Annotated in this window: 13 protein-coding genes; 3 read left to right on the forward strand and 10 right to left on the reverse strand. The window is 71.9% G+C overall.

The features are described from left to right. Positions 1 to 17 precede the first annotated feature (17 nt). Positions 18 to 890, reverse strand: coding sequence for an isocitrate lyase/PEP mutase family protein (locus ACY34M_RS31835; RefSeq protein WP_462721674.1), 873 nt, complete (start codon positions 888 to 890; stop codon positions 18 to 20). A gap of 114 nt (positions 891 to 1,004) precedes the next feature. Next, positions 1,005 to 1,463, reverse strand: a complete 459-nt coding sequence (locus tag ACY34M_RS31840; protein WP_462721673.1) for an STAS domain-containing protein — start codon at positions 1,461 to 1,463, stop codon at positions 1,005 to 1,007. Positions 1,464 to 1,721: 258 nt separating this feature from the next. Here ACY34M_RS31840 and ACY34M_RS31845 point away from each other — a divergent pair, with 258 nt between their 5' ends. After that, entirely contained in the window at positions 1,722 to 2,612 is an 891-nt protein-coding gene (locus ACY34M_RS31845; RefSeq protein WP_462721672.1) for a SigB/SigF/SigG family RNA polymerase sigma factor, read from the forward strand. A gap of 90 nt (positions 2,613 to 2,702) precedes the next feature. On the opposite strand, the gene ACY34M_RS31850 is transcribed toward ACY34M_RS31845, so the two are convergent. The 7 genes from ACY34M_RS31850 to ACY34M_RS31880 all read right to left on the reverse strand — a co-directional run bounded on the left by ACY34M_RS31850 (position 2,703) and on the right by ACY34M_RS31880 (position 7,419). Then, on the reverse strand, positions 2,703 to 3,188 hold the full coding sequence (locus ACY34M_RS31850) for an ATP-binding protein (RefSeq protein WP_462721671.1): 486 nt from the start codon (positions 3,186 to 3,188) through the stop codon (positions 2,703 to 2,705). Positions 3,189 to 3,225: 37 nt separating this feature from the next. Beyond that, complete coding sequence (locus tag ACY34M_RS31855) at positions 3,226 to 3,966, reverse strand: GAF domain-containing protein (protein ID WP_462721670.1); 741 nt, start codon at positions 3,964 to 3,966, stop codon at positions 3,226 to 3,228. 287 nt (positions 3,967 to 4,253) lie between these two features. Next, positions 4,254 to 4,907, reverse strand: coding sequence for a CBS domain-containing protein (locus tag ACY34M_RS31860; RefSeq protein WP_462721669.1), 654 nt, complete (start codon positions 4,905 to 4,907; stop codon positions 4,254 to 4,256). Between the two features lie 33 nt (positions 4,908 to 4,940). Continuing rightward, positions 4,941 to 5,405 (reverse strand): Crp/Fnr family transcriptional regulator, encoded by a 465-nt coding sequence (locus tag ACY34M_RS31865; protein ID WP_462721668.1) that lies wholly within the window; start codon positions 5,403 to 5,405, stop codon positions 4,941 to 4,943. Beyond that, positions 5,402 to 5,932, reverse strand: coding sequence for a flavodoxin domain-containing protein (locus ACY34M_RS31870; protein WP_462721667.1), 531 nt, complete (start codon positions 5,930 to 5,932; stop codon positions 5,402 to 5,404). Before ACY34M_RS31870 ends, ACY34M_RS31865 begins: the two co-directional genes overlap by 4 nt. 15 nt (positions 5,933 to 5,947) lie before the next feature. Then, positions 5,948 to 6,682 carry a CBS domain-containing protein gene (locus tag ACY34M_RS31875; RefSeq protein WP_462721666.1) on the reverse strand — a complete coding sequence of 245 codons (735 nt, stop codon included), beginning with the start codon at positions 6,680 to 6,682 and terminating at the stop codon, positions 5,948 to 5,950. A 44-nt stretch (positions 6,683 to 6,726) separates the two neighbouring features. Next, the gene (locus ACY34M_RS31880) at positions 6,727 to 7,419 is read right to left on the reverse strand and encodes a response regulator (RefSeq protein WP_462721665.1); all 693 of its coding nucleotides are present in this window, start codon (positions 7,417 to 7,419) and stop codon (positions 6,727 to 6,729) included. A 93-nt stretch (positions 7,420 to 7,512) separates the two neighbouring features. On the opposite strand from ACY34M_RS31880, the gene ACY34M_RS31885 reads away from it, so the two are divergent. Continuing rightward, positions 7,513 to 9,255 carry a GAF domain-containing sensor histidine kinase gene (locus ACY34M_RS31885; RefSeq protein WP_462721664.1) on the forward strand — a complete coding sequence of 581 codons (1,743 nt, stop codon included), beginning with the start codon at positions 7,513 to 7,515 and terminating at the stop codon, positions 9,253 to 9,255. A gap of 99 nt (positions 9,256 to 9,354) precedes the next feature. Here the strand turns inward: ACY34M_RS31885 and ACY34M_RS31890 are convergent, their stop codons facing one another. Next, complete coding sequence (locus ACY34M_RS31890; protein ID WP_462721663.1) at positions 9,355 to 10,356, reverse strand: Acg family FMN-binding oxidoreductase; 1,002 nt, start codon at positions 10,354 to 10,356, stop codon at positions 9,355 to 9,357. Positions 10,357 to 10,607: 251 nt separating this feature from the next. On the opposite strand from ACY34M_RS31890, the gene ACY34M_RS31895 reads away from it, so the two are divergent. Then, the coding region (locus ACY34M_RS31895) for a universal stress protein (protein ID WP_462721662.1) at positions 10,608 to 10,922 on the forward strand (315 nt) is incomplete at its 3' end.

The following is a 10,922-nucleotide window of genomic DNA, read 5'->3' on the forward strand; positions in this document are numbered from 1 at the left end:
GCCCGCCGAACGGCCTGTCAGTCGCGGTCCGTCTCCTTCTTCTCGTAGCGGCTCCGCAGGTCTTCCCAGAACGGCAGGCCGACGGAGTCGAACAAGGGCCGTACGCCCTGCTGTCCGGTGGTGTCGAGGTCGCCTTGTGCGGCGCGGGCCAGCGCGTCGCTCATCGCCGCGGCCGCGCTGCCGACGTTCAGGACGGGCATGATGACCAGCGCGTACCCGGCCTCGCGCAGCGCGTCGAGCGGCACGGCGGGGGTCTTGCCGCCGGGTACGAGGTTGAACAGGGCGGGCGCGGCGACCTCGGACGGTACCCGCCGCACCTCCTCGACCGTCTGCGGCGCCTCGACGAACACCATGTCCGCGCCCGCCTCGACGTACCGGTTGACCCGGCGCACCGCCTCGTCGAAGCCGTCCGTGGCACGGCTGTCGGTGCGGGCGATCAGTACGGTGCGGGGGTCGCGGCGTGCCTCGGCCGCCGCCTCGATCTTCGCGGCGAACTCGCCCGCGTCCACGACGCGCTTCGCGTCGAGGTGGCCGCACCGCTTGGGGAACTCCTGGTCCTCCAGCTGGATCGCGGCGGCCCCGGCGTTCTCGTAGAGCTGGACGGTGCGGTAGGTGTGGGTGACGTCACCGAATCCGGTGTCCGCGTCGGCGATGAGCGGTACGTCCAACAGACCCGCCAGCAGCGCGACTTGGCGCACCATCTCGGTCTGCGTGGCGAGGCCGATGTCCGGCAGTCCGTTCGTGGCGGCCACGGCGGCCCCCGACATGTACGCGGCGCGGAACCCCGCGGTGGCCGTCAGTGACGCAGACAGCCCGTCGTACACGCCGGGCGCGAGCACCGCCGAGCGCTCGTCCAGGATGCCCCGCAGCTGATTCCGTGCGTCCGTCATGAATGTCCCTTCGTCGAGCCTTCGTCGCGGGCGGTAGGCCTGACATTCCATCAGGCGTGTGCGGCCCGGCGGAATCCGAGGTCGTCGAACTCGACGCAGGGGTGGTGCGCGCTCTCACCGGCCGACGCCGTCCCCCTTCGGGGCGAAGACCATCGACGAGCGGTCGGCGCCCGGCTCGTCCCGGCCATGAGGCGGCCATGCGGGGCGCTGGCCCTCGGGCAGCGCCGCCAGGGCCTGGCTCACGGTGGAGCGGCAGGGCAGCAGTTCCGTGCTGCCCGTCTGCCTGAGCAGATCGGTCAGGCGGCGGCCGGGACCGGCCAGCAGGAGCAGCCCCTCGCGGCGCTGCAACAACCACCGGGCGGCGAGCAGGCAGTTGAGGCCGCGGGAGTCGCAGAACGTGAGAGCCGTCACGTCCAGCACCATGTGCCGGTGTCCGGCCAGCACACGGGCCCCGATCGTCCGGAGGAAGAGCTGCTCGCAGTCCTGGTCGAGTTCTCCTCTGACGCGCAGCACCGCGCAGTGCTCGCTGTGGGTCAACTCCGTGACGGAAAGGCGGCTGGCCTGCGTGGACATCGCGCCTCCTTGTGCCGTTCGGCTCTCGGGCGTGCGGCGCGGCCGACGCGACCCCGACGCACGGTGCTCTTTCCGGTTGCCCCGGGCGCCCTGTCGTACGCGCCGAAGTCGGCCCGGGGTCGAAACCTACAGCCTTCCGGGACACCGGGCAGCGTGTTACGGAGCGTCAAGTTACAGGTGTGTAACTAGGGATCGCGGGTATGAGCCCCGCACGCCGCACTCCCGCCCGGGGAGTGCCTTCTGCTTGAGGGAGCGACGATGATGCCCCAGGCCAACGGCCGCCTGGCACAGCGGTTCGATACACCCGAGCGACATACCACCGGCCCGGACAGAGCCGTTTCGAACCTCGGCACGCCGGAGCTTCCGTCACTCCCTGAAACCGGCGAGCTCGGCGCGGCGGGCATCCGCGCACTGTCCAAGTCGCTGTTCGCGCGGCTCGGCGAGCTCGAAGAGGGCACCGAGGAATACGCGTACGTACGCAACAGTCTCGTCGAGCTGAACCTCAACCTCGTGCACTACGCGGCGCGCCGGCTGCGGGTGCGCGGCGACTCCCACGAGGACGTCGTGCAGGTCGGCACGATCGGCCTGATCAAGGCCATCGACCGGTTCGATCTGCACCGCGGGGCGGAGTTCACCAGCTTCGCGCTGCCCACCGTCATGGGCGAGATCAAGCGCTTCTTCCGTGACACCTCGTGGGCCGTGCACGTTCCGCGCCGCCTCCAGGAACTCAGCCTGAGCCTGGACCGCGCGCGCACCCGCCTGGAGCAGGAGAACGGCCAGGCGCCGAGCGTCGCCGAACTCGCCGCCGAACTCGGCCTGGACGAGGACGAGGTGGCCGAGGGCCTGACCGCGTCCAACGGCGCCACCGCCGCTTCCCTCGACTGGGCGGCAGGGCCCGACGACCCGGACGACACGCTGGCCGACCACATCGGTTGCCACGACCCGGAGTTGGCCAAGGCCGAGAATCTTCAGGCGCTCAAGCCGTTGATCCACGCCCTCTCGCCCCGCGAGCGCACGCTTCTCTCGCTGCGGTTCGTCGACGAGCTGACGCAGGCGGAGATCGGACGTGAACTGGGCGTCTCCCAGATGCAGGTGTCCCGTCTCCTCACCCGCACCCTGGACCGCCTGCGGGCGCAGCTCACCGCTTAGAGGCGTAGCACGGCGACCGGGCGGCCACCGGTCCCACCCGCGACGATCGTCGGGTGTGGGACCGGTGGCCGCCCAGCTGCCTGACGAGACTCAGCGGGCGAAGGTCGCGCGGACGGTCTTGCCCCGGGGGCCGGGCGTCACGCCGACCTCCCCGGCCAGGTGGTGGACCATCGGCCAGCCGAAGCCGCCGGTGCCGTTCATCAGGTCGGGAGCACGCTCGCGGGGCTGCCGCGGGTCGGCGTCGCCCACCTCGACCACGATGGCATCCGGCCGCGCGTACAGGTGCAGGGCGCAGCGGCTGCCGCGCGCGTGCCGGACGACGTTGGTGACCAGTTCCGAGACGACGAGTTCGATGCCGGTGGCGTCCTCCTCCGTCAGTCCCGGACGCAGCCGGTTCAGGAAGCGGCGTGTCCGCTGCCGGGCTTGGGCGGCGGCTTCCGGTCGCTTGCGCAGCGCCGCCCGCTCTTGGGCCTCGGTGCCTATGTGTTCGTGAAGCCCGCCACCCGTGTGCCGGTACGGGTCGCCGCCTGCTCGCCCGCGGCGTTCACTGTCGACGTAGGTGTGCTGCGTGGGCACTCTTCGTCCCTCCTTACGGTGGCTGAAGTGACGGGCGTCAGGACACGTGGGCGTGGGCGGCCTGCCGGCCCGCTCCCGGCCACGCTCCCGCGGGCTGCAGGACCAGGTCGCAGGTGTCGAGCAGCGACTGCTGCCGGTGCGTACTGGTCGTCTGCAGCCACGCCAGCGCCTCGCCGACCTCGCAGTCCTCGCGCGCGGCGAGGTATCCGGCGGCCTGGTGGATGCGCTCCCAGCGGGCCGCCCGGGTGTCGGTCGCCCAGACGGGCCGGTGCCCTGCGGAGCTGGCGTGCACGGGCCTCCAGCGCAGCAGTTCCTCGCGCGCGAGAGCGGCGGCCCGTTCGGCCTCGGCGATGTGCGCCGCGGTGAGGGTGGTGGGGCGGGTGAAGTAGAGGCAGATCACCCCGACCGTCCGGGACTGCCGGTGCAGCGGCAGCGCCAGCACGTGCCGCACCCCGGGCACATCGTCGGACCAGCACGACATGTGTGCTCCACCGCCGTCGTCGTGCACTTCGGGGACGTACACGGTCTGCGCGTCCAGCGCGGCGTCGACCGTGGGCCCGTCAGCGTGGGCGAACTGTGCGGCCTCGGCCCGCAGCGCGAGCTCGTCGCTGGCGTACAGCAACTGCCACCGCTCGAGGCGCGGCAGCAGCGACATCGTCGTGTGCTGCGCGCCCAGCGACTGAGCGAAGGCCGTGCACAGCCGCTTCGGCAGGGCGCGCCGTCCCACGGCCGCCGCGAGCGACACGTCATGGACGATCGACGCGTCTTCCTCCAACATGTGCATCACTTCACTTCCCTTCCGGACGGGCCTCTGCCGTCCGGTGATCTGCCTCCGTTCCGGCGGTACGTGTCCGCCACACGAAGGCGTGGAAGTCCGTCTACCACCCCAAAACGGGTCTCACGCATCCGATTCGCAACCCTCTGCCGACGCCTCGTCCGCGTGCGCCATGTCACCTCATCGGGCGAGTGCACCGAGCCTGAAGCGGGGCAGGAGAAGAAGTTGGGCCACATCACGTGGAGGGTGCGCCGAGCGCGTCAACGGTCGGCGCATGCCCGGCAGTTGACCTATCGCCGCTTCGGAGGCGAGTCGGTGAAGCTCATACGGATGTCCACCACCCCCTCCACCGCACGTGCGAGCCGGGCGGCGACGGGGACCATGGTGCGATTGGCCAGGGTGCCGCCGAAGGTGACGACGCCGTCGGTGACCGTGACCGTCACGGGCTGGCCGGGGAAGAGGTACGAGGCGACCGTGCGCCGCACCTCCTCCGCGATGTCCGCGTCGGTCCGCAGAAACACCTTCAGCAGGTCGGACCGGCTGACGACGCCTTCGAGCAGGCCCTGCGCGTTGACCACCGGGAGCCGCTTGACCTTGCGCAGCGCCATGGTGCGGGCGGCCTCGGCGAGGGTGGAGTCGGCCCGCACGCACACGGCGGGGCTGGTCATGAGTTCGCCCGCGCTCACGGCTCCGGCCTTGGCGAGGTCGGGCAGTCGGCGCAGTTGGTCGTACCGGGTCGGGTCGGTGTCGCGGAACTCCTCCTTGGGCAGCAGGTCCGCCTCGGAGACGATTCCGACGACCCGGCCCTCTCCTTCCAGGACGGGGACGGCACTGACCTTCCACTGCTCCATCAGCTCGACGACCTCCTTGAAGGGGGCGTGGCGCCCGACCGCGACCACGGTGTGGGTCATCACGTCGCTGACGATGTGCGGGCTGTCGGTCACGGGAACCTCCTGAACGAGAGACGGGTACGGCGGTCAGCGCGGCAGGCCGCTGCCGTGCGGGGCGTACAGGTCGAGGAGCCGGGTGCGGGCGGCCAGCAGCCGGTGCGCGAGGACCGCACCGATCCAGTGCTCGACCTGGCGCCCGAACGCCGCGTCTGCGGCGCACAGCGCGCGGACCTGCCCGGCGTCGAACTCGTGGGCGCGGACCGGGCTCAACGCCTCGGCGCCCAATTGCCACACGTAGGGTTCGAAGATCCAGGACCAGCCGAGGAGTTCACCGAACCCGAGTGTTTCGATGACGGCCGGGCGGCGCCCCGGAACGTGCAGGTCGAGAGCGACGGTGCCGGTCCGGACGATCCAGAAGTGGTCGGCGTGCCCGCCCTCTTCGAGGATCCGGGCCCCTTCGGGAAAGTTGACCTCGCGGGCCAGTCCCATCAGCCGGGCCCGGTGTTCACCGGAGAGCGAATGCGCCAGCCGGGGTGACGTCGTCGCGATCATCGAGGGCCGTCCTCTGCCGGGCCGATGCGGAGTTCGCGGGCGATGCCCCCGGTCCAGGCGGTGATCCGCTCGAAGTCCCGGAAGTCGCCGCCCCGGCCGGACTTGACGATCATCCGGGCCATCCGGCCCCGGGCGTGCTCGTCGAGACGGCCGCCGAAGGTGACGTGACCGTCGGCGTCGACGCGCGCGGCGACCCGTCGCACGCCGCGTACCGGCGGAATGTCGCGGTCCGACGCCGAGGCGTCCAGGGGGCCGCTGCTGAACAGCCACACGCGACACTCCGTCAGCGCCCGCGCATTGCGGCGCGCGAAGCGGCGGGCGTCGCGGTGCCAGCGGCCCGCGTAGAGGGCGCCGCCGAGGATCACCGCGTCGTGGTCCGCGACCCGCACCCGTGTGTCGCCGGCCGGCCGGACCTCGACGGCGCAGCCACCCTTCCGCAGTACCTCACCGATGTGTTCGGCGATCTCGGCGGTGGAGCCGTTCTTCGTCGCGTAGGCGATCAGCACGGTGGGCATCGTGTCCGCCATCTCCGTCACCCTCCTTCACAGCTTGCGCAGCCAGTCGTCCGCGATGCCGTGCAGCGCGTCGCTGTCCGGCCGCAGGTGCGAGTCGTCGAGGCGGTAGGTCAGCTTGTCGATCACGCCGACGACTCCGTCGATGTGTGCGGTCATCCGCGTCGCGATCTCCTTCTCGCTGATCCGCTCGACCTGCCCGGAGAGGGTGACCACGCCCTCGTTCACCTCGACGGTGAGGGTCTGCGGCGACAGCCAGAGGCTGCGTACGAGCACCTCGTCGATCACCTCGCGGCGGATCGCGGTGTCGGTGCGCAGGAACACCTGGAGCAGATCGCGGCGGGTGACGATGCCGACGAGGCGTTCCTCCTCGTCGACCACGGGCAGCCGCTCCACCGTGTGGTGGGCCATGGTGCGGGCGGCCTCGGCGATGGTCTCGTCGGCGTGCACCGTGATGGGCGGCTGGGACATCAGCTGCCCCGCCGTGCGCGCGTGCGCCTTGCGGTACTCGGTGCGGGCGGCGCGGCTGAGGGCGGGCAGCCGGAAGGGGCGTTCGCGGCCGGACGGGCCGTCGTCGCCCTGCGCCTGCCGGGCCAGGAGGTCGGTCTCGGAGATCACCCCGATGACCCTGGTGTCCTCGTCGACGACCGGGAGGCCGCTGACGCGGTGGGCGTTCAGCAGGCGGGCCACTTCCTTGAACGACGTGCCGTACTCGGCGTGGACGACGTCGCTCACCATGACGGAACCGACCTTGCTGTGCTTCATGCTCTTGCCTCCTTCGGACTTCGGGCTGTGTCTCCAGGGCTGTGTCAGGCGCCGTCGTGCCGGTGCCGCTCGTACGTCTGCGTGGCGATGACCGCGGCCTGAATGCGTCGCGACACACCGAGCTTGTTCAGCAGGCGGGAGATGTGGTTCTTGACGGTCTTCTCCGCGAGGTAGAGCCGCTGCCCGATCTGCCGGTTGGTGAGGCCCTCGCCGATCAGTTCGAGAATCTCCCGCTCGCGCTCCGTGAGCCGGGCGAGCTCGTCCGGTTCCGTCTCCTTGGTGGGCTCGCCGCGCAGCCGGGCCATGAGCTTGGTGGTGGCGCTCGGGTCGAGCAGCGACTGACCGGAGGCCACCGTGCGCACGGCCGCGACCAGGTTCGCCCCCTCGATCTGCTTCAGTACGTAGCCCGACGCGCCGGCCATGATCGAGTCGAGCAGCGCCTCCTCGTCGTCGAAGGAGGTGAGCATGAGACAGGCGAGGCCCGGCATGCGCGAGCGCAGCTCCCTGCAGACCGTGACACCGTCGCCGTCGGGGAGGCGGATGTCGAGCACGGCGACGTCCGGGCGCAGCGCCGGTACGCGCACCAGGGCCTGCTCGACCGTGGCGGCCTCACCGACGACCGTGATGTCCCGCTCGTCCTCCAACAGTTCGTGCACCCCGCGGCGGACGACCTCGTGGTCGTCGAGGAGGAACACCCGGATCGGCGGATCCGGGGCGCGGTGCTGGCGGCCCTCCATGGCGGCTCCAGTTTTCTTGGCCCCGGCACCACTCGACAACGGCGACGGGGAATCGGACAGGATGGGCGGGTGAGGCGCTGACGAGGGGGCGGCATGGAACACCACGCGCACGGCCCACAGAAACCCGCTCACGTCGCCGCGCCGACACCGCAGTCGCGGCTCGACGCGCTCATGGAGGAGCTCCAGGACCAGGTGCAGCGGGTCCGCGCCACCCAGAACCGGGTGCACACCCTCCTCGAGGCGGTGCTCGCCATCGGCAGCGAGCTGGATCTGGACGTCGTGCTGCACCAGATCGTCGAGTCCGCGGTCCAGTTGGTCGACTGCCGCTACGGCGCTCTCGGCGTGGTCGACGACGCGGGCGGCATCAAGCAGTTCATCACCCTGGGGGTCGACGAGGAGACCATCAGGCGCATCGGTCACTACCCACGCGGCGAGGGCATCCTCGGGCTGCTTGTGCGCGACCCGCGCCCCCTGCGTCTCGCGGTGCTCAGCGAGCATCCGGACTCCGTGGGGTTCCCGTCCGGCCACCCGCCGATGACGACGTTCCTCGGTACGCCGGTGCGGCTGCGGGACCGGGTGTTCGGCAATCTGTACCTGACCGAGAAGAACGGGGGCCGGGAGTTCGACGCGGACGACGAGGCGCTGCTGCGCACCCTCGGCACCGCCGCCGGTGTGGCGATCGACAACGCGCGCCTGTACGACGACGCCCGCCGCCGGGAACGCTGGCTCGCCGCGAGCAGCGATCTCACCCGCACCCTGCTCTCCGGCGCCGATCCCGCCGAGGCGCTCCGGTCGTTCGTGGTCTCCGTGCGCGAGCTGTCCGAGGCCGATCTGGTGACCTTGGCGGTTCCCGTGGGCGACACCGACGACCTCGTCGTCGAGGCGGCGGTCGGCCTGGGCGCGGAGCGCCGGCACGGCCTGGCCCTGCCGGGCGGCACGAGCCTGGCGGCCAAGGTGTACGGCTCCGGCGAGACGATCGTCAGCGCGGCGCTGAGTGAGGACGCGCAGGCGGAGTCGGAGCAGGCGGCGCCCCGCCTCGGTTCCGCGTTCCTGATCCCGCTCGGCACCGGGGACCGGGTGCGGGGCGTCCTCCAGGTGGCCAACCGGGAGGACGGGGCCGCGTTTCCCGACGCCACCGTCTCGATGATCGCCGGTTTCGCCGGGCACGCGGCGCTCGCCCTGGAGGTCGCCGAACACCGCCGGGAGGCCGAGCAGTTGCTCGTCGTCAACGACCGTGACCGGATCGCGCGGGACCTGCACGATCTGGCCATCCAGCGGCTCTTCGCCAGCGGTCTGAGCCTGCAGTCCGTCCTCAACCGCCTCACGGACCGGCCGGACACCGCCCGGCGCGTACGGCGGGTGGTGGAGGACCTGGACGGCACCATCAAGGTGATCCGGTCGACCATCTACGCGCTGCGCGAAGGCGATCGCTCCGAACCGGCGGGGCTGCGCGGCCGGCTGGTGTCCCGGGTCACGCGCGCGAGCGAGGCGCTGGGCTTTGTCCCGGCGCTGCGGATGAGCGGCCTGCTGGACACGGTCGTTCCCGAGGAGCACGCCGAGCATCTGCTGGCGGTCCTGCACGAGGCCCTCTCCAACGTGACGCGGCACGCCGCGGCCACCGTCGTGGAGGTCTCGGTCGAGGTGACCCGCGACCGGCTGCGCCTGCTCGTCACGGACAACGGCCGCGGTGTCGACTCCTCGGTCACACGCCGCAGCGGACTCACCAACATGCGCACGCGCGCCGAGAGCCTCGGTGGCACCTTCACCCTCGGCCCGGGCAGTGGAGCCGGCACCACCCTGGAATGGTCCGTGCCTCTCGACGCCACGACCCCATGAGGCGCCACGCCCGCATGAGGCACCACGCCTGCATGAAGCGCCACGCCCGCCCGAGACACGGCACGCGACCCGGCGGACACTCGACCGCACGCTCATCGCCTACGCCCCTCGTGCGGACGTGAGAAGCACTGCGCTCGTGGCCAGGCGCGGTCCAGCCGGGCCCTGCGGGCCGTAGCCGAGGCGCACCAGCATGTGCACATGTCCGGCGTGCTCGGGCGCGGGGCGCAGCGTCCGCCGCAGGTCGGGCCACTCCATCGCCTGATGCAGCAGCGAGGCCCGCAGGCCGTGCGCCGTGGCCACGAGCAGTACGTGCTGAAGGGCCTGCCCGGCGCGCAGCCAGTCGGCGCGGCGATCGTGCGCGGTGCTCAGCACGGCGATCACCGGATGCCGCTCGAACTCCCGGGCCGGCAGGTGCGCGAGGTGCCGCCGCGCGGTGAAGTCCCGCATGGGAATGCGCTCATGGATGTCCTGTACGCCGAGGGTCGCGCGCGGCAGCCCGTACGCGGACCGGTCGTGCGCGTCCCGGTGCACCCAGCGGCGGCTTTCGGCCGCGCGGTCGGCATGTCGGCGGCTGCGCTCCTCGGCCTCCCGCGTGACCCGGAGCAGATGGGCCTTCTCGGCCGACGTGGGGAACGACAGCAGGCCGCCGCTGCTGTGGGCCGCCTCGGCCAGCTCGGCGCAGACCCCGGCTTCCAGCGGCCGGTCCGCGAAGGGGAACCGCGAGCTGCGGCGGCGCCAGATCGCGTCGTACAGGTCTCGGCGGTGGTCCACTGCGCCCCGCTGCGGGGAGCCCACCATGCGGACCAAGGCGAGCAGTTCCGGGTCGTCGGGGTCGGGCAACAGGCGGGGCACGGGCGTCCATCCGTCGTGCGTCGCCGCCACCCGCAGATTGAACACGGCGGCACCCACCGAGAGGTGCAGCGCCCGCCCCGACGGGTCGGCCTCGGGCAGGCAGCGCTCCGGCGCGGCGCGCACCTCGACCGATGTGGTGTCGAGGTCGAAGCGGAACCTCCATGGCTGCGTGTTGAAGATGGAGGGTGCCGCGACGGCCGCCGACAGCCAGCCCTCCAGGACCGAAGCGTTCAACGGTGCGGTGCTCACGGCCTCCACCTCTCAACCCGGTCTGTACGAGCGCCTCTTCGCCCAGGGTCCTGGCGCGGGCCGCGCGCCGTAATGGGCCGGACGTCCCCCGCTGCCCTGCCGACCGGGCCCCTTCGGCGGCACCGCGCCACGTCATGAGGTCCAACACCGCGGGGACGGGGCCGACAGGGCCCTGCCGAACGGTCGGGCCAGGTGGCAGCGTGAGAGCGGCGGGCTCCGCACGCGGGCCCGGCCGTAAGGAGGCGGGAGCGGTGGAGCGAGAGATGATCGTGGGGATCGACGGCTCGGACCCGAGCCTGCAGGCGCTGGACTGGGCGGTCGACGAGGCCGCCCTGCGCGAGGTCGGGCTGCGCATCCTGTACGCCTCGCGCTGGGAGCGCTACGAACCCCTCCAGCCGACGTCCGGACTCGGCCAGGACGACCTCCTCCGGCACGCCGAGCAGCTCGTGGCGCAGGCGCTGGAGCGGGCCCGGCAGCGTGCCCCGGGAGTACGGCTCGCCAGTGACATCGCGGAGAAGGACCCGGTGTCCTCGCTCGTGGATGCCTCGCGCGAGGCGAGTGCGGTA

This window comes from Streptomyces sp. EDA2-14 (assembly GCF_054963755.1).